We start from the raw sequence: 22,766 nt of genomic DNA, 5'->3' as shown, positions 1-22,766 counted from the left end.
TGTGCGACGGCTAACGCTGGATAAGCCACACGGCCACCAGCAACAAGACGGCACCAAGCAGGCGTGACCAGGTCAGGGGCTGCTGTGCCAGCCCCAACCAACCGTAGTGGTCAAGGATCAGCGCCCCGATGAGTTGTCCCGTGATAATGGCTACCGAGTAGCCGGCCGCGCCGATACGCGGCACAGCCAGAATGGCCATGGTGACAAAGACCGCCCCCAGCGCCCCCCCCACCCAGGCCCACCACGGAGCGGAGACCGCACCCCGCAGATGCCCGGCCCAGCCTGCCCAGGCCATAGCGGAGGCCAGTACAACGAGCAGACTCGTTCCGACCCCAAAGCTGATGAGCGCGCTGTAAATGGGATTGACGACGAAAGTACGGAGCTTGGCATTCACGGCCGCCTGCACCGGCAACATCATGCCGGTCAGCAGCACGACCGTCACCCATCCAGGTTTCATGCTGGTGTTTCCCCTATCCAGGATAGCCTTCAGGACGCAGGACGCATTCGGAACCGTCCGGCAAGTTGTTTGAACACCAAAACCAGCAGCAGAACGCCAGCACCGACGAGGACGCCAAACACGCCATCGCCCACCGGGCCGACAAACCAGGACAGGGCGCGCCCCACCGTCGGGATGGCTGCCATCAGGTGTTCCAGTTCCTCGACCCAGTGGTGAACTACCGGCACACCGTGAACCAGAATGCCGCCGCCGACCAGAAACATCGCGGCCGTCCCGGCAATCGAAAGAAACCTCATCAGATAGGGGGCCAATCCCACCAGCCCGCGCCCCAGCCACCGCAGCAGCACAGTCGGGCGCTGGCTGAGATAAAGCCCCACATCATCCAGCTTGACAATCCCGGCCACCAACCCATAGACGCCAACCGTCATGAGCACGGCCACGGCCGTCAACACACCAAGCTGGGTAGGGAACGGCTTTGCTGCCACTGCCCCAAGCGCAATCACGATGATCTCGGCCGACAGGATGAAATCCGTTCGGACCGCACCTCTGATCTTTTCCCGTTCGTTGCCCGATGTGGCATCAGCAGATGCACCATCGTGAGGCGTAGTTTCGGCTGCGTCCTGGTTTTCTTCCGGGTGCAGCAATTTGTGAACCAGTTTTTCGACGCCTTCAAAACACAGGAAAGCGCCACCAATCACCAGCAGCGGAATGACCAGCCATGGCAGAAAGGCACTGATGGCCAGGGCGCTGGGAACAAGGATCACCTTGTTGATGGCAGAGCCTTTGGCCACCGCCCACACTACGGACAACTCACGGTCGGTACGCACCCCCGTCAGTTGCTGGGCATTGAGCGCCAGGTCGTCACCCACAACACCCGCCGTTTTCTTGGCTGCGACCTTGGTCATCACCGAAATGTCGTCAAGAGTGGATGCAATGTCGTCGAGCAAAAGCAGCAGACTTCCACCAGGCATAGTTTCCAGACCTCAAAGCGCCCCCAGACGAAGACAGCAGAACGCGGCGGCAGTTTCGGACGGTTTTCCGTAACGATAGCACGCTGGGGAAAAACCATGTGAAAGCCGGTGGAGCCATCCCTCACAGCACCTGCAGATGGGGTACTTTCACCCCAAAAAGTGAGTGTGTTAGCGTTAGCACGCAAGCATCCAGCACGGTCCCCAGGCTGGTTTTTTCTTTTTCCTGGCCGGTTTTGTCCCGGCCTTGGAGTCAGCTATGAGTACGGTCGAAATCATTGGGCGTGGTAAGAGTCACTATGGGTTGGAGCATCATGGGCTGACCAACCAGAAGGCCATCTACTGGAATTCGGCGACGGAGGTGCTTTACGAAGAGGCCATCAAGCGCGGCGAAGGGTTGCTCGCCCACGATGGGGCGCTCGTCGTGCGCACCGGACGGCACACGGGACGCTCAGCCAAGGACAAGTACATTGTCCGCAACGAGGAGTCAGAAGCCCGTGTCTGGTGGGAAAACAACGCGGCGATTCCGCAGTCCGTGTTTGACGCACTCTACCTGCGGGTATCGGCCTACCTGCAAAACCGGGATGTGTTTGTGCAGGATTGTTATGCCGGTGCTGACCCACGTTACCGCGTGCCGATCCGGGTTGTGACCGAAACGGCCTGGCACGCCCTTTTTGCGCGGACACTGTTTCTGCGTGAATATGACGCGCAGAAGCTGGCGCAGCATGTCCCGGAATTTACGGTCATTCACGTCCCCAGCTTTCTCGCCATCCCTGAGATTGACGGGACAAAATCTCCAACGTTTGTCGTTCTGGATTTTGCCCGCAAGCTTGTGCTTATCGGCGGGACGCACTACGCCGGAGAAATCAAAAAGTCCATCTTCACCCTGATGAACTATGTCCTGCCGCAGCGGGGTGTGCTTTCGATGCACTGCTCGGCCAACTACGGCAAGAGCAAAGACGATACTGCCATCTTCTTTGGACTTTCCGGCACCGGCAAAACCACGCTCTCGGCCGATTCGACCCGCACGCTCATCGGGGACGACGAACACGGCTGGAGTGACAACGGGGTGTTCAACATCGAAGGTGGCTGCTACGCCAAGATGATTCGCCTCTCCCCCGTGACCGAACCGGAAATTTTTGCGGCGACGCGCCACTTCGGGACGGTTCTGGAAAATGTCGTTCTCGACGAGCATTCGCGCATTCTCGACCTCGATGATGCCAGCATCACCGAAAATACGCGCGGTGCTTATCCGGTCACGCAGATTGCCAACATGACGCGCGATGGTCTGGGCGGCATTCCGCGTCATATTGTCATGCTGACCTGTGACGCCTTTGGCATCCTGCCGCCGATTGCCCGCCTGACACGGGAACAGGCAATGTATCACTACATTTCGGGCTACACCGCCAAGGTGGCCGGCACGGAAATGGGTATCACTGAACCGGTTGCCACGTTCAGCGCCTGCTTTGGCGCGCCGTTTCTGCCGCTGCATCCAAGCGCCTATGCCCGGATGCTGGGTGAAAAAATTACCCAGCACAAAGTCAACATCTGGCTGATGAATACCGGCTGGACGGGTGGCCCCTACGGCGTCGGACAGCGGATGAGCCTGCCCTACACCCGCGCCATCCTGCACGCGGCGCTGGATGGCCATCTCGATCAGGTCGAATACATCAAAAACCCGGTCTTTGGCTTCGAGGTTCCGGTGACCTGTCCCGGTGTTCCCGACAGCATCCTCAATCCCCGCAACACATGGGAAGACAAAGCGGCGTTCGATGCCCAGGAAAAACGGCTGGCCGAGATGTTCGTCAAAAACTTTGCCAAGTTTGAAAGTATGGTCGAACCGGCTATCCGCGCTGCCGCGCCACGTCCCTGAGATTTTTCTTCTCCCTTGGGCCCTTGTGGGCAACCGTCAGCTATGGTTGCCCACAAGATGGGCATTCAAGGCACCGGTTGGGCTGGAGCGAGAGGCAGGTACACATCAAACTGCGCCCCAGTGCCGGGTTGCGAAGTCACGCCGATGAATCCACCCATCCGCTCCACCTGAGCGGCAGCGGTGGCCAGCCCCAGGCCGGTTCCTTTGTCCGCCGGTTTCGTCGTGAAAAACGGCGTGAAAATGTTGGCCAGGGTTGCGGCATCCATGCCGGGGCCGGTATCCCGGACCGAGATTCTGACCAACGGCACTGGCGAACCGGTGGACAACACGGCTTCGACATCACCCACCAGCCGGTCAGCGGCCGGTTGGTTCAGAAACGTGGCATCCAAAGTCACCCGGCTGACGGATAGCGTCACGGTTCCACCCTCCGGCATGGCCTCATTGGCATTGAGCACAAAGGTCAGCAGGGTCGAGGACAGCAACCACGGATCGGCATACACCTGAAGCGGCTCCGGCGATGGCTCAAAACCAAGGCTCGCAAGGGGGTTGAGCGTACTTTCCAAAAGTTTTACTTCCTGCTCCAGAAACGCATTGAGGTCAATGATCCTGGGTGACAGCTCGGCAAAATGACTGTAGGCCAGCAAGTGCTCGACAAGTTGCCTGCCCCGAATGGCAGCCTGGCGAATGTCCGTGGCCCGGCGGCGCTGCCGCGCGTCTTCTTCCGGCAGGGTACGCAGCATCATTTCACTGTAGCCCTGAACGACGGTGAGCAGGTTGTTGAAGTTATGGGCAACCCCGGCCGCAATGTGCTTGAGCAGCGCCGTCTGCTGCGCCTGATAGAGGTGTTTTTCGTGGAAGTGGCGCGCAGTGAAATCCTGGGTCACAACCAGATAACGGGCAGATGACGCATTGTTCGGCGGCAGTGGTAGCACCGTGATATGCCACCAGCGCGGCGCACAATGCTGCGCAGCGCCGGCACGCGCCAAAAAGGCTTCCGTGGTGGAAGGCTGCCCGGCACGGGCCTGCTCCAGCAGCGCACGGATGGCTGGTTCGGCTGACGGGGCCCAAAGCTGCAACCATGGGTGTCCCAGGACGGCACTGGGGTCGCTCAGGCCCAAGGCGGCCAGCCCGGCCGGATTGATGAACTGCACGCGGCCTTCCGCATCAAGAAGCTTGATGTTGGTCGGCATGTGGTCAAGTACAAGACGGTTGAGCTGGTTGGCCTGCGCCAGTGCTCGGGTCAGCCGATGCCGTTCCCGCGCATAGCGAATGGCACGCCGGAGCGGAACCACGCCCAGCTCGTTTTTGGCAAGGTATTCCTGTGCCCCGGCTTCAAGGGCCTGCAGGTCGGTGTCGCTGGCTATTTCGCCGGTCAGGACGACGAGTGGCAGATGCGGGGCGGCGGTCGCCAGCGCCGTGACTGTGGCTGTTCCCTGGGAGTCCGGCAGGTTGAGGTCAAGCACGCCGACATCGAAGTGCTCCGCCACGGCCAGGGCAGTGGCGGCTGCCAGTGAGGTGACGTGCTGAACCGTGACTTCCGCCGTGATGCGCCGGAGATAGCCCTGCACCACAACGGCATAATCCATATCATCTTCGACGAGCAGGATGCGCATCGTACAGTTACCCTTGAAGCCGGGTATAAGACAGAACTGTTGCAAAACAGTTTCAGAATGATTCTCAAGCTACAAAACCAGTCTTTCAAGTCGGCAACCTGTTTTCCTGCCGGAAACTCTCCCAAGGTGGGTGGACGGCAGCGCCGGGATGCCCGGCGTGGGCATCAGCAAGGTGCTGGCACCGTGAAAACATGGCGCAGCGACGCCGAAAGCGATAAGGTCATGGCAGCGGAAGGACTCGTTTATGCCTGCACTCTCCACGGACTCAGACCCAGCGCCTTCGGCGACGGCCTCGGCAACTTCGCCGGAAGCCCTGTCTTTCGAGACCAAATTCCGGCTGCTGCTGGACATCACCCGTACCATCAGCCGGTCACTCGATCTGGATGAGACCCTGTCGCTCATCATTGATTCGGTCAAGTCGTTCGTACCCTACGATTCCGCCGCCATTTACGTGCTGGAAACCAACGGCCGCGACCGCCGCATCCGGGCCACGGTCTATCGTGGCTACGATGAGGCTTCCATGGAACGCCTGCTGCGCCTTGGGGAAGGCTTCGTCGGCTGGGTGGTACAGTCGGGTGGGGCGATTGTGATTCCTGATGTCCGCAACGACCAGCGCTACATCAGTTCCGACCCGCTGACAATGTCGGAAATTGTTGTCCCCATCATTGCCAACAACCGTATCATCGGGGCGCTCAATCTCGAAAGCCGCACCCTGGATGCCTACAAGGCAGCCGACCTGGAAGTACTGACCCTGTTTGCCTCGGCCGCGGCTATTTCCATCGAGAAAGCCATTCTGCACCAGGAACGGTTGGAAAAACGCCGTCTGGAAAGCGAACTGGCCATTGCACGCCAGGTGCAACGAAGCCTGCTGCCGGACCGCGCGCCGACCGTGGAAGGCTTTGACATTGCCGGGCTGACCGTTCCCAACGAAGCCGTAGGTGGGGACTATTACGACTTCATCCCATTTCCGAATCACCAACTCGGCATTGCCATTGCCGATGTCTCCGGCAAGGGCATCCCGGCAGCGCTCATCATGGCCACGTTTCGGGCCTGTCTGCGCGCCCAGGTGCGCAACGACTTCTCCATCCGGGTCATTCTGCGCAAGGTCAACTACCTGCTCTGGGAAAGCCTCGACAGCTCCCAGTACGTCACGGCGATTTACGGAGTGCTCGATCCGGCAAGCCGGCGGTTCAGCTATGGAGACGCCGGCCACAATCCAGCGCTGCTCCTCCATGCCGATGGCAGCTACGAGGAACTTTCCTGCGGCAACACGGTGCTGGGACTGTTCGAGGACCGGAAGTACATCGAGTGCTACTGCACCCTGCAGCCGGGTGACATCATTGTTCTCTACACGGATGGGCTGACCGAAGCCGGACAGGACGGGGAGGAATTCGGACTGGCCAGATTGATTGAGACCGTCCAGCGCCAGCGGGAAGCGCCGGCCCAGGAATTGGCCCGCGCCATCTACGATGCTGCCCGGACCTTTGCCAGTCCGGCCCCACTGGGGGATGACCTGACCGTAGTGGTCATCAAAGCCCTGCCGGCGGCCACGGAGAAGGGCTAAGCCGGGCCATTGGCTTCAGGAAATGTCACCTTCTGTAACAGTTTTGAAGAGCAGCTATGCCTCCCAAAACCTTTTCCGAAGGCTAAATTTCCACAGTCAGTACAGTTAGCACTATCCACCCGCGTGGCATCAGACTTGCCTCTTGGTTGCAGCAGACGAACTTGACGTTTCAGCGGAGGCCGTCCATGAGGATGCACATGGGACACGTCACACGCACCGTTCGACGGATTCAACTTCAGCGGGCGCAGTCGGGAGTGACACTCGTCGAACTCATCATAGCGCTGATGGTTCTGTTTGTCGGGATGTTTGGGGCGCTGGCGTTTATGTCCATCGCACTGACCAACTCCCTCAATGCCAACAAATTGCTCCTGGCACGCAATCTCGCGGAAGAAACACTCAACCAGATCATCATGATGCGTGAGATGAATGCCATTGGGGGGATTCCAGAGCCGGGCAACCGCAATCAAAACACCTTCATCCGGCTCAGCAACCGCCCGGACGTTAACGGTATTTTTCCCCCAGAGTTTCGGCCTGTTTACCGCAGTCCCGGCCGGGACATGATCCGGGGTACAGCACCTGACCCGGATGAAATCAGCAGCGGCATTGATCCACGCTATGAATCCTTCACGATGCGGGTGCTGGTACGCACGGCTTTTACAACCTCGGCCTGTTTCGACAAGGAATACGACAACAGCTACGATCTTCGCAACGACAGTAACTGTCCGCCGGAAAGCAATACCGACCTGGTCAAGCGGGTCATTGTGCAGGTTCGGTATCCCTACACCCGGGTTGCCGGAAGCGCCCTTCGCACAGTTCAAATCATGACATTGCTGACCCAGCCGCCGTCCCAGATTCGCGGCATCTAGTAGCAACTCCCGACCACGACTTTCCAGCTACCACTTTCTGACGGGTGACCTGTTTCGGTCGCCCGTTTTTTTCATGGTCTCTGTTCCGGCATTTCGTTCCGGGGTGCCTTGGGATTGGCACTGAAATCAATCCGGCTGAGTTTGGCGCACCCCATTTCCGCCGCCGGATGCCACCGGGTCGGCTTCCCGGTGAAATGCCTGCAGAAGGGCATTGACCTGCTCCGGCTGGTCTTCGTGCGGGCAGTGCGATGCCTGGGGCAGCACCTCCAGCCGGGCGCGGGGCATCACCCGTACAAGTTGTCGCCCACGAATGGGCGGCACGAAGGTATCCCGTTCACCCCACAGCAACAGGGTCGGGTGGGCAATCCGCCGGGCCATGGCGTCGTCCATCACAAAGTCATAGAACTGCTTGGTGACTTCAAACACGATTTCGCGGTTGTCCGGTGCAAAGAAACATTCCCGGTAGTGGGCGATGACCTCCGGGGTCACAGCCGCCGGGTTGGCGTAGAGCCGATGGCGAATGTTCCACTCGACAAACCGCTGTTGCACCAAAGTGTCAAACAGCGTCCGTCCGATGACGGGCGTCCGCATCAGCAGGAACGGAAAGTTGACCAGCGAGCTTTGCCAGTAGCTTGACGCCCCGGCTGAAGCAATGAGCACCAGCTTTGAAACCAGCGCCGGGTGGCGGTCGGCAATATGCGCAGCAATGAGTCCGCCCAGAGAGTTCCCCACCAGCAGAACCGGACGCTGAATCACTGACCGGATGAAATCCGTGATCTGCGCCGTCCAGACTTCCACGTTGTACGCCACGTCGCGCGGCTTGGCCGAGCGCCCAAATCCGAGCAAATCGGGAGCAAAGACCTGAAAATCCTTCTGAAGCGCCGCCACCTGATGCCGCCAGGTGAAGTGCGACGTGGCGTGCCCGTGAATCAGCACCACCGGCGGCGCTCCCGGCTCACCGGCCGCCTGATAGAAACAGTGCCAGCCCTGCCAATCAAAGTACCGCTCACTGCTCATCAGGGATTGATCAGCCATCCTACCGTGCGATTGTCGCGGTGCAGATACAGCGCCGCCGTGCGTTGAATGTCAGCCGGTGAAACCTGCCGGACGTGGTTCAGGTAAGCGTCAAGGTAGTGATACCCACGGGCTTCTTCGGGAATCTTTGCCCCACAGGCGATGGTTTCATATTCGCCGAGGAGCATGGCCTGGTTGAGGATTTCCTCGTTGCCAAGAATGAACTGCGCCTCGGTCTGCCGCTTGGCCTTGGCCAGCTCCAGATCGGTCGGGGGTTCATGGATAAGCCGCTCGACTTCCTCGGTAATCGCCGCCTCGACTTCTTCCGGCGTGTGGTTGGGTTTGACTTCCGCCGCTATCGTCAACAGTGACGGGTCCATGTGCTCGGCATAGTGCGCCGTGGCAAATGTCACGGACTCATCTTTCTCCTGCAGGCGCTGATAGAGCCGCGAGGTGCGCCCGTAAGACAACAGCATGGACGCGACGTGCAGGGCATACGAGTCGGGATGGGCAACTTCCGGGACGTGGTAGCCTATGGTCAGCCGGGGCAGCGGCGTCGGCTTTTTGACGATGACCCGTTTTTCACCCCGCTGGGGTGGCTCTGTGGCATGGGGCGGCGGCGGCAACGGACGCGCCGGAAGCGCCCCGAAGGTATCCTCAATCCGGCGCAGAGCCGCTTCCGGGCGGATGTCCCCGACAATGACCAGCGTGGCGTTGTTCGGGCAGTAATAGCTTTCGTAGTAGTGCCGCAGGTCATCCACCGTGAGATGTTCGACATCCTCGCGCCAGCCAATGGTCGGCACGTGGTAGGGATGCTGCCGAAAAGCCGTCGCCCAGACCTCCATCTCCAGCGCGTCAAACGGGCTGTCCAAATACATCTGAAGCTCTTCAAGCACCACCTGCTTTTCAGCCTCGAACTCCGCCGGATCGAAGGTTGTGTTGCATGCGCGGTCGGCTTCGATGTCGAGCGCGACTTCCCAGCGGTCAGCCGCAAAGGTGAAGTAGTAAGCCGTGAAATCCATCCAGGTGAACGCATTGTTACGTCCGCCGTTGACCAGCGTCAGATGGTCAATCTCGCCTTTGCCGAGCCGCTGCGTCCCCTTGAACATCATGTGTTCCAGAAAGTGCGACATCCCGGTTTTTCCGGCCGGCTCGTTGCGTGAACCGACGCGGTACCAAATCATCGTGGAAACGATGGGATTGGCCGGCACGGCCTTGAGCAGCACCGTCAGTCCGTTGGACAACACATAACGCTGCACACCGGCCGTCAGCAACGAGTTGGCATGGTTGGTGGTCATGGCGGCTCCCCTGTGGTTGAATCGGCAATGCCGTTTGGTTGTTAACCTACGCTCTGCGCCCGACAGGGCAAGTCGTTTTGACGAACAGACAGGTGGTTTCCATGTCCCAACTGTCGGTGGAGGCCGCGCGCCGTCGCGGCGCTGTGTTTGAAGCCCTGCGGCAGGCAGGTTTTCTTCCCATCACGCGCAGCCAGGCCGGTGATGAATACATCCAGCAACGCTTTGGCATCGCTCCCAAAACGTTCTGGAAGATCATCCGGGAACTCGAAGCCGACCGCGAGGTGCGCACGGCCCCGGAGGGACTCTACTTCGTTTCCCCTCAAGACAGGTGGTAAGATCGGGCTTCACAAGCAATACTGTGTCAGTTAGTGGAGCACAGCCTGATTGATATTTCGACAAGTGTACCTATTCGCTTATTCTTCCATTTACCAACCAAGCACGGGGTAGAAAATATGCTAGCGTCCAATGACTTCGTAACGCTTTCGATGAACCCCATAGCCTTTGCCATTGATAAGATAACTCTGACTGACCTGGATATTTTCAAAGTCAGATGGAGTCGTGACTGGAACAAATAGCCGACTTATAATACTGCCACTGGATGGATCGAACTCAACGAGTTCAACACCACGTGGTTTGAGTCCTACTTGGCGTTGATTGAGTGATACCCTGAATAAGGGAGCCGTCACGTTTGTGCTAATCTGTGCTTGTGGATTGACGGCAAGAAAGGCCTCAACGTTTTTTACTAAAATTCGCCCTTCACCTAATTGATCCGATATGTAGCGGTAATACCTGACTTGCATTTTCACTGGTTCAGCCAAGTGGCTTTGCACAACTACAAGATGCTTATTTTGCTTTATACTCCCAAATTCTCACGCCCGGCGCCAGCGCGTTCCGTCTTTTCCATCCTCCAGAATGATGCCCTGGGCGGCGAGTTGCGCCCGGATTTCATCCGCACGGGCAAAGTTTTTGGCCTTGCGTGCCGCGAGACGTTCGGCAATCAGGGCTTCAATGTCAGCCGGCAGCAACTCCGGCTGTGCCGGGTCGAGAATTCCCAACACGGCCTGCACATCTTCAAAGCCGGCCAATGCCGCCGCCTTTGCCGCTTCGGTCAGTTCCCCACGACTCAGGGCAATGTTGACGGTCGTTTCAAGCTGCGCCACGGCTGCCAGCGCTTCCGCCGTGTTGAGATCGTCATCCATGGCTGCACCGAAGCTCTGGCGGATGTCAGCTACGACTTTTGCCGTTTCATCCACCTGGTTGGTCGTCGTTGGAACAGCCTCGCGCAACCGCCGTACGGTCTCGTTCAGCCGTTTGAGCCGCCGCTCGGCGGCTTCCACCCCTTCCAGCGTGAAGTTCAGGGGCTTGCGATACGGCACGGCCGCCAGGACATACCGCACCGCACGCGCACGGTAGCCCCGGTCAAGCAGATCGCGCAGCGTGTAGTAGTTGCCTTCCCGCTTGGACATCTTGCGCCCATCCACCAGCAGGTGTTCGGCATGCAGCCAATACCGGGCAAAAGGCTTCCCAGTCGCCGCCTCCGACTGGGCAATTTCGTTCTCGTGGTGGGGAAAGATGAGGTCCACGCCGCCGCAGTGAATGTCAAACGACTCCCCCAGATACTTCATCGCCATGGCCGAGCACTCGATATGCCAGCCGGGACGGCCGGGACCCAGCGGTGAATCCCACGTGGGTTCATCCGGCTGAGTACGCTTCCACAGCACGAAATCCCGTACGTCGTCTTTCTCGTACTCATCAGCTTCAACCCGGGCGCTTCCGCCGGCGATGTTTCCGGCCAGTTTGTTCCCGGACAGCACGCCGTACCGGGGGAACGAGGCAATGCGGAAGTAGGTCGAGCCGTCGCTGTGATAGGCGCAGCCGCAGTGGATGAGACGCCCGATGAGGGCCACCATTTCGGGGATGTGATCGGTGGCGCGGGGTGTGACTTCCGGCCGCTCGATGTCCAGCGCGTCGGCATCTTCCCAGAAATGCGTCACGTACCGCTCAGTGAACTCACGCAGCGGCAGTCCGGCCGCGCGGGCGTCGCGGATGATTTTGTCGTCCACGTCGGTCAGGTTCATGACGTGGAGCAGTTCATAACCGCGCCACTTCAGATGCCGCCGCAGGATGTCCACGAAGACAAACGTGCGGAAGTTGCCGATGTGGGCGAAGTTATAGACGGTCGGCCCACAGGCGTACATCCGTACCCGCCGCCCTTCGAGCGGGACAAATGGCTCCCGTTGGCGCGTCAGTGAGTTGAAAAAGTGCATGCTCATGGCTTGGGTCGTCCCCCAACACGACACCGGATGCTACACCGTTCGGCGGCAGGCCGGCAGTTTATTCTCCCGCGACCAAATCCGTAATGGCTTCCGTGTAGAACCGAATCCGCGTCCAGAGCCGCCACAGCAGCCTGCCGACGACGGCTGCCAGACAACTCCAGGCAAAGAGGTCGCCCACGACAACGTATGGTGTCATCCCGCTGGCGGCCGGGAACACCAGCCACACGCGCACGTCGGGTTGTCCCTGTGGGATGACATCGCGCACCTGCCCTCCGGCGTCAATCAGGGCGCTGATGCCATCGTTGGTGACGCGAACAACAGGGCAGCCGGTTTCAATGGCGCGATAGACGAGATGCCGCAGGTGTTGTTCGCTGCCCGGCGTCCGGCCGAACCAGCCATCGTTGGCCAGGTTGACGAGTACCGTCGCTCCCTGTTGCCGGAAGGCACGGTGCAAGGACGGAAAAGCCGACTCAAAACAGATGCCCACGCCAAGCCGCAGGTCATCGGTAACGGGCAGGGTCACAATGCGCTTTCCGGGACGCGCTTCCACGGCCAACGTCGGCAACTCCACCGGAAGGTACCGGCCCAGCGGGACATACTCGCCGAACGGCATGAGATGCACCTTCTGGTATTCCGCCGTGCTGCCATCCGGCGCGTAGAGCAGCGCAGTATTCGCAAAACCATCTCCAACCCGCCGGGTGGCATTGGTCAACACCCAGGCCCCCTGTGCCAGAAGCGGCCGCAGGGACTGCTCAGCGCCGGGCCGGTCGGCATCGAGGGCAATCTGCGACTCTGGAAAGATGACCATTCGGCGCGCGCTGTCTGACGCGGCGCGCAGCCCTTCCAAAGCAAGCTGCATTTGCCGGGCTTCGGCCTGCTCGTAGGCTGACATCACCTTCGTGAGCATGGGTGCGCAGGGCTGGACGGCAATGACCGCCACCGCAGCTTCCCTGTCAGATTCGGGCGGCCGCAACGCGCCGGTCAATGCCGCCAGCGACGGCAGCAGCAGCGCCAGCGTTCCGGCCGCCAGCCCCCGGAGCGCGCGTACCGGGCGGTGCGGCCACTGCCGCAGGGCATAGACAACGCCGGCGGCAAAGGCCGTCACCATGGCCCCGACCAGGTAATGTCCGCCCAGCCGGGCCGCGCGCGCCAGCCACGGCTCCAGCGCCACGGCATTGGCCAGCGAATTCCACCCGAACGCAAGTACCTCACCGCGCAGCCACTCGCACACACACCACCACGCCGGGATGCACCACCATCCCGGCGACGGCTCCCGCAGCGTCGTCAGGTGAACCCCCAACGCGAACAGTGCCGTCGGTATGGCGACGAGAACGGCCGCCACGCCGATCAGCACGTAGGCAACAGGCGTGGACATTCCCCCATAGACGATGAGCGAGTGCGTCGCCCACCAGCTTGACCCGTAGTAAAACAACGCCCCGAACAGCCAGCCGAGCAGTCCGGCCGTCACCAGCCGCTCCGCCGAAGTCACGGCCCAGAGCAGCAGCACCAGCGCCACGAAAGCCAGCGGCCAGAAGCCGAACGGCGGAAAGGCCAGCGTCAGGAGGCCGGCGCTCCCCACGGCGGCCAGCCACGGACTGACGCCCGCCCACCACGCCGCCGGCCGGCCGGTCTTGGGCTTTGCGGCAGAAGCCATCTCCACGCGGCGGCTCCCGTCAGTCGTAATACTCAAGCCCCAGGTGGGTGATGAGGTCTTCGCCGCGCAGGTGGCGCAGCGTGTTTTTCAGCTTCATCAGTTGAATGAAGATGTCGTGTTCGGGATAAAGCTGCGGCGCGACCATCGGGCTTTTGAAGTAGAAGCTCAGCCATTCCTGAATCCCGCGCATGCCGGCGCGCTGGGCCAAATCCAGGAACAGCGCCAAATCCAGCACCAGGGGCGCGGCCAGAATCGAATCCCGGCACAGGAAGTTGATCTTGATCTGCATCGGGTAGCCAAGCCAGCCCACGATGTCAATGTTGTCCCAGCCTTCCTTGTTGTCGCCACGTGGCGGGTAGTAGTTGATGCGTACGACGTGCGAAAAATCCCGGTACAGCTCCGGGTACAGCTCCGGTTGCAGGATGTATTCCAGCACGGACAGCTTTGACTCTTCCTTGGTTTTGAAAGACTCCGGATCGTCGAGCACTTCCCCATCCCGGTTGCCCAGGATGTTGGTGGAATACCAGCCTTGCAGCCCCAGCATGCGGGATTTCAGCCCCGGCGCAATGAGCGTTTTCATAAACGTCTGCCCGGTTTTGAAATCCTTGCCACAGATGGGCACGTGGTTCATCTGCGCCAGTTCAATGAGCGCCGGGATGTCCACGGTCAGATTTGGAGCGCCGTTGGCAAAGGGGACGCCACATTTGAGTGCGGCGTAGGCATAGAGCATCGAAGGCGCAATGCTCTTGTGGTTGGCTTTCATTGCCGCCTCGAAGGCTTTGAGCGTGCCGTGGTGCTTCGGCGCCGGCTCCAGATAGACCTCGGTCGAAGCGCACCAGATCATGACCAGGCGCGTGCAGTGGTGCTTTTTTCTGAAGTTCTCGATGTCGGCGATGAGCTGTTCGGCCAGTTCGTACTTGTTGGCTGCTGGCTTGACATTCCGCCCGTCCAGCCGCTTGACGTAGCTGCGGTCAAAAGCGGCTGGCATGGGCTTGATTTTGGAAAGAAACGGCTTGAGGTCTTCGATGAGCGAATGTTCCAGAACCCCGGCATGCAGTGCCGCCTCGTAGGCCGAGTCGGGAAAGATGTCCCAGGCGCCAAAGACAAGATCATCGAGGGTCGCCAGCGGGACAAAATCCCTGATGCGTGGGTTGCGATTTTCGGTGCGCTTGCCCAGCCGGATGCAGGCCATCTGGGTCAGTGAGCCAATCGGCAGCGCCTTGCCCCGACGGACGGCTTCGACGCCGGCAATGAACGTTGTGCTGACCGCACCCAACCCAACCAGCAGCACCCCCAGCTTGCCCGCCGGTTCGGCAATCGGGGCCGGGCTGGGTATGGAAGTCTTGTTCTTTTCAGTCATGGAAAGCCTCGCAGAAAGGAATACCTGCGCCTTGCGCGCAAAGATGCGTAACTACCACAGACCGGATAGGCATGAACAATCGGCACGCGCCGGACGCGCTCCGGCAGGGCCTGTTTGCCAAACTTTTCCCGGCAGACCGGACTCATAGCACAGCGAGGCTGCCCGTGGTGGACGCCACTGGCTTCCAGAATTTTCCAGACGAATTTTCCAGGCAAGGACGAATGACGATTATGCCCTGCTTCTCCCGTGCTTTGAGTCTGCCTCTGGCCGGTATGCTGCTCCTGTCACCGCTGATGCCCCTGTCGGCCGCGCCCCGCTTGACCGAAACCACTCACCCCCCGGCGCTGACCGAAGACCAACGGATTCTCCACGTTCTCAACCGTCTGGGCTACGGCCCACGGCCCGGCGATGTTGAGCGCGTCCGCCGTCTGGGGCTGCGGCAGTACATTGCCCAGCAGCTTCATCCCGAAACGATTGACGACAGCGCCGTGGAAGCCCGGCTGAAGCGTCTGCCGATGCTGGAAACACCGACGGCCGAGCTGGTCCGGCTGGAAGCCGAGGCGCGTCAGATGCGACAGGAGATTCTCCGCCGTCAGGGCGGCAACCTCCCTGAAAACCCCGGAGAAGCCCTCGCCAAGCTGCCGCCGGAGGAACGTCGCCAGATGATGGAACGCTACCGCGAAGTCTTCGGGGACGAAAAACGCAACCCGCGCCGGATGGTCAGCGACCTCCAGCAGGCCAAACTGCTGCGTGCTGTCTATAGCGAACGGCAGTTGCAGGAGGTCATGACGGATTTCTGGTTCAATCACTTCAACGTTTTTGCCGGCAAGAACCTTGTGCGCGTCTTCCTCAGCGAATACGAACGCGATGCCATCCGCCCCCATGCCCTGGGGCGGTTTGAAGACCTGCTGCGCGCCACGGCCCACAGCCCGGCAATGCTGTTCTACCTGGACAACTGGCAGTCGGTCACGCCGGATTTGAAGCTGCCCGGCCGGGAACGGCGTCCCCTTGGCGGCGTGCGTCCCGGCAACGGGCAACCGGGACAGTGGCCATTAGGCCGGGGAGGCTTCGGCCGGGGAAGACTTGGGCCGGGCGGCATCTTCAACCGTGGTGGCATGCAGAGACCTTTCCCGCCGCCAGCGCAAGCTGGCTCCAAACCGGCAACTCCCCCCAACCCGGGTGCGGCACAACGGCGACAGCCCGACATCAACGAAAACTACGCCCGCGAACTGCTGGAACTGCACACGCTCGGCGTGGACGGCGGCTACACCCAGAAGGATGTTCAGGAAGTGGCCCGGTGCTTCACAGGCTGGAGTATCCACCAGCCCTTCGGCGGGCAGCGCCGTGACCGTTTTGCCCGCCCTGGCATGCCCGGCGCAGCCGATGTGCCGCCCGGCTCGTTCATTTACCGCGACTGGGCGCACGATCAGGGTGAAAAGGTTGTGCTGGGCGTCAAAATTCCAGCCGGCGGCGGCAAACGGGACGGCGACATGGTACTGACGCTGCTGGCGCGGCATCCTTCAACCGCCAGGTTCATCGCCACGAAACTGTGCCGCCGGTTTGTCGCCGATGAGCCGCCGGCCGGCCTTGTCGCCAGGGTGGCCGCTACGTTTGAGCGGACGCAGGGAGACATCCGCGCCTGCCTGCAAACCATTTTTGAGTCGCCGGAGTTCTTCGATCCGGCGGTTTACCAGGCGAAGGTCAAGACGCCGCTGGAATTCGTCGCCAGCACGCTGCGCGCCGCCGGAGCCGAAATCACAGATGCCCAGGTGTTGACCGGGGCGCTGGCACGGATGGGCATGCCGCTTTACGGCTGCCAGCCGCCGACGGGCTACAAGGATGTTGCCGAAGCCTGGGTCAACACCGGGGCCCTGCTCAACCGCCTCAACTTTGCCCTGGTGCTCGCCAGCGGCAACCTGCCCGGCGTCAAGCTTCCGCCTACAGCTTCCGGTGATGACGGCCGGGCGCTCATCGAGACCCTTCTGGCCCGCTATGTTGGCGGCAGTGTCTCCGAAACGACGTACCGGGCGCTTGAAGACATCATCGGCGACCGCACCCGTCTCAAAGTCCGCACGCCGACCACACCGGACAACGAACCGGTGTTAGAAGAAGATGGAGATGCGGAGAACGATGATGCGTCCATGATGCCGGCCATGCCACGGCCGCGGCGCACGCCCGGAAAGGCCTTCGCGCCGGGCGTGAACCCGGCGATGCGCCGCTATGATCTGGCGCTTGAAGCCTTTGCCCAGGCGGACACGCCACTTCCCCTCACCGCACAACTGACCGGCCTCATTCTGGGTTCACCGGAGTTCCAGCGCCGCTAGTTTCCAAAGGAGGGTAAGCCTATGTCGCACCACATTTCCCGTCGGCAGTTCGTCCGCTTTGGCGCAAGCGGATTGGGGGCTTTGGCGCTGACGCCATCCGCTTTCGGGTATCTGTTTCAGCGGTATGCCCGTGCAGCCGAAGCCCAGGTTGCCCAACCGCGCCAACGGCTGGTAGTCATCTTCCAGCGCGGCGCAATGGACGGTTTGAGCGCGGTCATGCCGTATGGCGACGAGCATTACCGCCAGTCGCGCCCGCTTCTGGCCGTAGCCCCACCCAAACCAGGCGATCCGGCCGCGGCCCTCGACCTGGATGGGCGGTTTGGTCTCAGTCCCCATCTGGCCCCGCTGCTGCCCCTGTTTCAGTCCGGGACACTGGCCGTTGTCCACGGCGTCGGCTCGCCCGACAGCACCCGCTCGCACTTCGACGCGCAGGACTACATGGAATCGGCCACGCCGGGCCGCAAAGGCACGCCCGATGGCTGGCTCAACCGCTACCTGCAAGCCGTACCGCTCCAGAAGGCATCGCCATTCCGGGCAGTATCCTTCACCCAACTGACGCCACGCACCCTGCAGGGGAAAGCCGACGTCATTGCCCTCGATGACCTGCAAGCCTTCGAGCTGCGCGCCGGAGGCGCTACCGGCAAAGTGACATCCGGTTTCGAGGAGATGTACGCCCAGGCTGCGGCCGATGCGCTGCGCCATACCGGGCAGGACACCCTTGAAGCCATCCGGTTTCTCAAGCGTGCCAACCCGTCGCGTTTCCAGCCCGAACATGGCGCAACCTACCCGAACTCACCGCTCGGCCGGTCGCTGCGCCAGATTGCGCAACTCATCAAGGCCAATGTCGGCCTCGAAGTCGCCTTTACAGACTGCGGGGGCTGGGACACGCATGCCAACCAGGGCGCTCCCGGACAACCCGCCGGGCAACTCAACCGTCTGCTGCGCGATTTTGGCAGCGCCATTGCTGCTTTCGTACAGGACTTGGGCGCAGAGCAGATGCACAACACCCTCGTGCTGACGATGACCGAGTTCGGGCGTACCGTGCGCCAGAACGGCGCCGGTGGCACCGACCACGGACGGGCTTCGTGCATGTTTGTGGTCGGCGGCACCGTGCACGGCGGGCGGGTTTACGGAGACGTACCGAAACTGGCGCCGGCCAATCTTGCCGACGGGCGCGATCTTCCCGTGACCACGGACTTTCGCACCGTGCTGGCCGAAGTGGTTGTGCGGCATCTGGGGCTTGCACAGGCGCAGCCGGTCTTCCCCGGCTACACCCTTCAGCCGGCCAAGTTCATCGGCGTTCTCGCCCGCCGGGGCTGACGGCGGCAACCACTACGGCAGCCTCACACGCCAACGGCTTGACGCCACACCGACTTCTCCGAAAGATGCGTACGGATTCGTACGCATCTTTTGTTTGTTTCTGAAAGTTTTTCCTCACGGCAAGGAACGCAACTGACCATGCACCAGCCCGATCTCAAGACAGATGTGTTTTCCCCGCTCAAGCTCTTCACGCACATGGATGTGATGTACGACTGGTGGCAGGGCAAGAACGTCTATCCGATTACGATGGAACTCAGCCCTTCAACCATCTGCAACCACTTCTGCACGTGGTGCATGCACGGGGGGTACTTTGGCTCGCACAAGGGCGATGACAAGTCCAAAAAGGCGAACCCGGATGCGAGCATCATGCCGCTGTCCTTCTACCGGACGCTGCTCGACGAGCTGGTCACGCTGGGCACGAAAAGCATGATTTTTTCGGGCAGCGGCGAGCCGTTCGTCAATCCGAACCTCATGGAGTTTGTCGAATACACGGCGCACAAGGGCGTGGACTCGGCCATCATCACGCATGGTGGTCTGCTGACGCCTGAAAAGGCGAAGGTTGTGGCCCGGCACTGCACCTGGATTCGCATTTCGCTCAACGCCGGCACACCCGAAACCCGTGAGAAGATTCACAAGGTCAACGATTTCGAGAAGGTGCTGGGCAATCTGGCAAACCTGGCTGAAGAGAAGCGCCGCCAGGGGTCAAAAGTTCAGATTGGCGCGCAAATTTCCGTCGAACCGACCAACCTTGCCGAAGTTGAGGAAGCCACGCGGCGCGTCAGGGAAACCGGCATTGACTACTTCCAGATCAAGCCGGTCATTTTGCATCCCAAGTCCTCGAGCGAGTTTTACGACCGCGATTTTTATCTCGACGCCCTGTATCGCGCGCGCGCCGCCCGGCAGATGTACGAGACGGAGACGTTCCGCGTCTTCGTCAAGGAAGATCAGTTTGCAGGCGTCCTTGCGCCCGACCTCGAACGCAGCGCCTACCGGAAGTGCTATGCCACGTTTTTTCCGGTCATCGAGGCCAACAAGAAGGTGTATTACTGCTCCCAGACCCGTGGGCAGGAGGAATTCTGTCTGGGCGATCTCAGCACCCAGAGCTTCAGGGAAATCTGGGAAGGCGAACGGCGCAAGCAGGTCATGGCGTCCATCAACGTGGATGAATGCCAGCCGATTTGCCGGTGTCATCCCATCAACAAGGTGCTCTGGACGCTGCGCCATCCGAACAACAACCCGAATTTCGTCTGAGTCGCTGTGACGGCGCTGGTCACTTCCCCCGCCGGTTCATCTGCCGACGCAAACCCTTCCACAACGGTGCGGGACTGGTCTGGCTGGTTGTTCTGGTGTGGAGTGCTGCCGCTGGCGCTCGTGCTGCGCGGCTGGCACATCGGGCAGCAGAACCTCTGGCTCGATGAGCTGTATTCCCTTGATGTCGCCCGGCGGTCGCTGACCGGGATTGCCCGGTGTGCCGCCGCGGACGTGCATCCGCCGCTGTTTTACATCCTGCTGAAAATCTGGATGAACCTCTTTGGCGACAGTGCAGCGGCCGTCCGGTCGCTTTCCGTTGTCGCCAGCCTGGCCGCGCTGGTGTCTGTTTTCCGCCTGATCGCGCCCCGCTACAGCGGTTCGGTGGCGCTGGCCACCACGCTGCTGATGGCCGTTTCCGCGCACCAGATATTCTTTGCCCAGGAAGCCCGGATGTACCCGCTGGTCATGACGCTGGTGCTGGTGGCACTGCGCGGCTACGCCATGTGGCGTGAAAGCGGTGTGGAGCGCGGGCTGGCGGTGTACCTGTGGGCGGCGCTGGCGGCGATGTACTGCCACTACTTTGCCGTGCTGGCTGTCCTTGCGGTCAACGCACACTTCGTGCTGACGGCCTTTGGCCCGACGCGCGCGGCCACCCGCCGTCAGACGCGGCGCTGGTTTATCGCCCAAGGCGTCATGGCGCTGCTGTATGCCCCGTGGGTTGAAGTCATCGTAGCGCAGATGCAGCGCGGTCAAACCTGGCGCAAACCGCTCACGCTGGCTGACGCCGGCTGGCAGGTTGTGGGCTACTTCCAGGAAACCACGTTGGGCTATGCCATCTATCTCGATCACATCCGGGACTGGTTCACGCGGCTCATCGTGGAACACGTGAACCTGCCGGGAAGCTTTTTCTGGCAACCGCTGACGTTCAACATTGTCTTCATCCTGTTTCTGACAGCTCTGATGGGCATCGGGTTGTGGCACAACCTGAAGCTGGCGCGCGCGGACATACGGGCGGCCCTGCCGGTGCTGTTTCTGGTTCTGCCCCTGCTGCTTGCCAGTGGGTTGTCGCTGCGGAAGGGCAGCATGGAGCTGGCCCGCTACCTGATTTTCACGACGCCCGCTTTCTGGTTTTTCACGGCCGTCGGGCTGTATCAGATACGTGCTGCCGGGTGGCGTCTGGCATTGATTGGCCTGTGTGTCGGGACGCTGTTCTGGCAGGGTACGCGGATTCACTACGGCACGACAGCGCGGGACAGCGATCTGCGTCCGGCGCTGGAGTTCATCCGCCGCGAGTCCCGGCCCGGAGAGCGGGTGGTCATTGATCCCGACGCCATGGATGTCTGCCTGGCTTACTACGCGCCGCGTTATGGACTGGAAGGGATGACCTACCCGGCGCAGATGACACCGACCGGTGAACCTGTGGGGCACAATCAGCTTGAACGCCTGATGCGGGAAGAAGGGGTACGGCGTGCGTGGGTCATTCTCGATTATCGTTCAGAGAAGTTTGACGCGCTGGCCGTGCCGGGCTTTCACGTTGTGCGCCAGGTGGATTTCCCGGACGCCTATCCGAAGGTGCGTGTCATTGAAGTGACGCGCTGACGCGCTGCACGTCACTGCTGGATTCCCTGTTGCCAAGGACTGGTTTCTGGAGTGCATACAGGCCGGCCAAAAGCCTAGCTTGCCTTCGCCCGGACTTCGTTTTCGACATCATCCATGCGGTGTTCGACATCCCGTACCCGGGCGCGCATGTCCATGATGTCCTGCGTCATGATTTCCAGCTTGCGGTTGATGAGCTTCAGTTCGGCATTGACCTTCTGGAAACCTTCCGTCACCTGTGCTTCCAAAGCATCGAGACGGCTTGTGATTCGGGACTCCATGGCGGAGAGACGTTCAAGGACAGTTTCAATTGTCGGCTTGGTTTCCATGGCAGCGCACCTCCGGGTTCAGACTTCATTTCCTTGTTCACCGTCCCCACCCACGTAACGGTGGCGGCTGACGGTGGGGTATTTCAGGCGACCGAGGGTTCAATCGCTCTGGGTATGCGTTGATCAAGTGCACGCAGGCTGGCGCGCATGTCCATAATGTCCTGCGTCATGATTTCCACCTTGTGCTTCATGTGCTCCAGTGTTTTGTTGACCTTCTGAAAGCCTTCCGTCACCTGTGTTTCCAGGGCATCAAGACGCGCACCAAACGACGACACCTGGGTTTCGAGTGTTTCGAGACGCCCCCCAAAAGACGATACCTGGGTTTCAAGTGCTTCGAGACGCCCCCCCAAAGACGATACCTGGGTTTCGAGTGTTTCGAGACGCGTACCAAACGACGACACCTGGGTTTCGAGTGCTTCGAGACGCGTACCAAACGACGACACCTGGGTTTCGAGTGCTTCGAGACGGCTTATGATTTGGGACTCCCTGGCAGCGCTTCGGGACTCCATGGCGGAGAGACGTTCAAGAATGGTTTCAATCGTCGGCTTGGTTTCCATGGCAGCACACCTCCAGGTTCAGATTTGATTTCCCTGTTCACCGTTCCCACCCATGTAACGGTGGCGGCTGACAGTGGGGCGGTTCAGGCAACTGAGGGTTCAAGCCCTCCTGGTATGCGGCGATCAAGTTTTCGCATGGCAGCGCGCACATCCATAATGTCCTGCGTCATGATTTCCAGCTTGTACTTCATTATCTCCAGTCCGTCGTTGACCTTCTGAAAGCCTTCCTTCAACTGTGTTTCCAAGGCATCAAGACGCGATTCAACTCCCGACACCCGGGCTTCAAGGGCTTCGAGACGCACCCCAAACCCCGACACCTGCGTTTCGAGTGCTTCGAGACGGCCTATGATTTGGGACTCCCTGGCAGCGCTTCGGGACTCCATGGCGGAGAGACGTTCAAGAACGGTTTCAATCGTCGGCTTGGTTTCCATGACAGCGCACCTCCG

At 60.7% G+C, this 22,766-nt stretch carries 20 protein-coding genes; 8 read left to right on the top strand and 12 right to left on the bottom strand.

What is annotated here, in order from left to right:
• Positions 1 to 10: 10 nt before the first annotated feature.
• Both J8C01_RS03420 and J8C01_RS03415 read right to left on the bottom strand, forming a co-directional pair.
• A complete protein-coding gene (locus tag J8C01_RS03420) occupies positions 11 to 457 on the bottom strand; it encodes a DMT family transporter (RefSeq protein WP_014099192.1) in 447 nt (148 codons plus the stop codon).
• Positions 458 to 486: 29 nt separating this feature from the next.
• Positions 487 to 1,428 (bottom strand): DUF808 domain-containing protein, encoded by a 942-nt coding sequence (locus tag J8C01_RS03415; protein ID WP_211432388.1) that lies wholly within the window; start codon positions 1,426 to 1,428, stop codon positions 487 to 489.
• Between the two features lie 256 nt (positions 1,429 to 1,684).
• On the opposite strand from J8C01_RS03415, the gene J8C01_RS03410 reads away from it, so the two are divergent.
• Positions 1,685 to 3,298: a phosphoenolpyruvate carboxykinase gene (locus tag J8C01_RS03410; RefSeq protein ID WP_211432387.1), complete on the top strand. Its 1,614-nt coding sequence runs from the start codon at positions 1,685 to 1,687 to the stop codon at positions 3,296 to 3,298.
• Positions 3,299 to 3,363: 65 nt separating this feature from the next.
• Here J8C01_RS03410 and J8C01_RS03405 read toward each other — a convergent pair whose 3' ends face one another.
• The gene (locus J8C01_RS03405; protein ID WP_211432386.1) at positions 3,364 to 4,911 is read right to left on the bottom strand and encodes a hybrid sensor histidine kinase/response regulator; all 1,548 of its coding nucleotides are present in this window, start codon (positions 4,909 to 4,911) and stop codon (positions 3,364 to 3,366) included.
• Positions 4,912 to 5,155: 244 nt separating this feature from the next.
• On the opposite strand from J8C01_RS03405, the gene J8C01_RS03400 reads away from it, so the two are divergent.
• Both J8C01_RS03400 and J8C01_RS03395 read left to right on the top strand, forming a co-directional pair.
• Positions 5,156 to 6,475 (top strand): PP2C family protein-serine/threonine phosphatase, encoded by a 1,320-nt coding sequence (locus J8C01_RS03400; protein WP_211432385.1) that lies wholly within the window; start codon positions 5,156 to 5,158, stop codon positions 6,473 to 6,475.
• A 197-nt stretch (positions 6,476 to 6,672) separates the two neighbouring features.
• Positions 6,673 to 7,341, top strand: a complete 669-nt coding sequence (locus tag J8C01_RS03395; protein WP_211432384.1) for a prepilin-type N-terminal cleavage/methylation domain-containing protein — start codon at positions 6,673 to 6,675, stop codon at positions 7,339 to 7,341.
• 126 nt (positions 7,342 to 7,467) lie between these two features.
• Here J8C01_RS03395 and J8C01_RS03390 read toward each other — a convergent pair whose 3' ends face one another.
• Positions 7,468 to 8,376: an alpha/beta fold hydrolase gene (locus J8C01_RS03390; protein WP_081464674.1), complete on the bottom strand. Its 909-nt coding sequence runs from the start codon at positions 8,374 to 8,376 to the stop codon at positions 7,468 to 7,470.
• Positions 8,358 to 9,653 (bottom strand): M16 family metallopeptidase, encoded by a 1,296-nt coding sequence (locus J8C01_RS03385; RefSeq protein ID WP_211432383.1) that lies wholly within the window; start codon positions 9,651 to 9,653, stop codon positions 8,358 to 8,360. The genes J8C01_RS03390 and J8C01_RS03385 overlap by 19 nt, the downstream gene beginning before the upstream one ends.
• Before the next feature lie 101 nt (positions 9,654 to 9,754).
• On the opposite strand from J8C01_RS03385, the gene J8C01_RS03380 reads away from it, so the two are divergent.
• Positions 9,755 to 9,988, top strand: coding sequence for a hypothetical protein (locus J8C01_RS03380; RefSeq protein ID WP_211432382.1), 234 nt, complete (start codon positions 9,755 to 9,757; stop codon positions 9,986 to 9,988).
• Positions 9,989 to 10,108: 120 nt separating this feature from the next.
• Here J8C01_RS03380 and J8C01_RS03375 read toward each other — a convergent pair whose 3' ends face one another.
• From J8C01_RS03375 to J8C01_RS03360, 4 genes are all read right to left on the bottom strand, one after another.
• Entirely contained in the window at positions 10,109 to 10,483 is a 375-nt protein-coding gene (locus J8C01_RS03375) for a hypothetical protein (protein WP_211432381.1), read from the bottom strand.
• Positions 10,484 to 10,522: 39 nt separating this feature from the next.
• On the bottom strand, positions 10,523 to 11,926 hold the full coding sequence (gene cysS / locus J8C01_RS03370) for a cysteine--tRNA ligase (RefSeq protein ID WP_211432380.1): 1,404 nt from the start codon (positions 11,924 to 11,926) through the stop codon (positions 10,523 to 10,525).
• 61 nt (positions 11,927 to 11,987) lie between these two features.
• Positions 11,988 to 13,583: an apolipoprotein N-acyltransferase gene (gene lnt, locus J8C01_RS03365; protein ID WP_211432379.1), complete on the bottom strand. Its 1,596-nt coding sequence runs from the start codon at positions 13,581 to 13,583 to the stop codon at positions 11,988 to 11,990.
• Between the two features lie 19 nt (positions 13,584 to 13,602).
• A complete protein-coding gene (locus J8C01_RS03360) occupies positions 13,603 to 14,943 on the bottom strand; it encodes an inositol-3-phosphate synthase (RefSeq protein ID WP_211432378.1) in 1,341 nt (446 codons plus the stop codon).
• Between the two features lie 230 nt (positions 14,944 to 15,173).
• Here J8C01_RS03360 and J8C01_RS03355 point away from each other — a divergent pair, with 230 nt between their 5' ends.
• The 4 genes from J8C01_RS03355 to J8C01_RS03340 all read left to right on the top strand — a co-directional run bounded on the left by J8C01_RS03355 (position 15,174) and on the right by J8C01_RS03340 (position 21,437).
• The gene (locus J8C01_RS03355; RefSeq protein WP_211432377.1) at positions 15,174 to 17,267 is read left to right on the top strand and encodes a DUF1800 domain-containing protein; all 2,094 of its coding nucleotides are present in this window, start codon (positions 15,174 to 15,176) and stop codon (positions 17,265 to 17,267) included.
• Between the two features lie 21 nt (positions 17,268 to 17,288).
• Entirely contained in the window at positions 17,289 to 18,587 is a 1,299-nt protein-coding gene (locus J8C01_RS03350; RefSeq protein WP_249355472.1) for a DUF1501 domain-containing protein, read from the top strand.
• A 138-nt stretch (positions 18,588 to 18,725) separates the two neighbouring features.
• Positions 18,726 to 19,838: a radical SAM protein gene (locus J8C01_RS03345; protein WP_211432376.1), complete on the top strand. Its 1,113-nt coding sequence runs from the start codon at positions 18,726 to 18,728 to the stop codon at positions 19,836 to 19,838.
• A 6-nt stretch (positions 19,839 to 19,844) separates the two neighbouring features.
• Positions 19,845 to 21,437: a glycosyltransferase family 39 protein gene (locus tag J8C01_RS03340; protein ID WP_211432375.1), complete on the top strand. Its 1,593-nt coding sequence runs from the start codon at positions 19,845 to 19,847 to the stop codon at positions 21,435 to 21,437.
• Positions 21,438 to 21,511: 74 nt separating this feature from the next.
• Here the strand turns inward: J8C01_RS03340 and J8C01_RS03335 are convergent, their stop codons facing one another.
• From J8C01_RS03335 to J8C01_RS03325, 3 genes are all read right to left on the bottom strand, one after another.
• Positions 21,512 to 21,763: a hypothetical protein gene (locus J8C01_RS03335; RefSeq protein WP_211432374.1), complete on the bottom strand. Its 252-nt coding sequence runs from the start codon at positions 21,761 to 21,763 to the stop codon at positions 21,512 to 21,514.
• An 83-nt stretch (positions 21,764 to 21,846) separates the two neighbouring features.
• Positions 21,847 to 22,320 carry a hypothetical protein gene (locus J8C01_RS03330; protein WP_211432373.1) on the bottom strand — a complete coding sequence of 158 codons (474 nt, stop codon included), beginning with the start codon at positions 22,318 to 22,320 and terminating at the stop codon, positions 21,847 to 21,849.
• A gap of 83 nt (positions 22,321 to 22,403) precedes the next feature.
• On the bottom strand, positions 22,404 to 22,751 hold the full coding sequence (locus J8C01_RS03325) for a hypothetical protein (protein WP_211432372.1): 348 nt from the start codon (positions 22,749 to 22,751) through the stop codon (positions 22,404 to 22,406).
• Positions 22,752 to 22,766: the final 15 nt, after the last annotated feature.

Origin of the sequence: Chloracidobacterium sp. D, from assembly GCF_018304685.1 — a bacterium.
GTDB lineage: Bacteria > Acidobacteriota > Blastocatellia > Chloracidobacteriales > Chloracidobacteriaceae > Chloracidobacterium > Chloracidobacterium thermophilum.
Note: the sequence above shows the minus strand (reverse complement) of the source record. Positions and strands in the feature narration are given on the sequence as shown.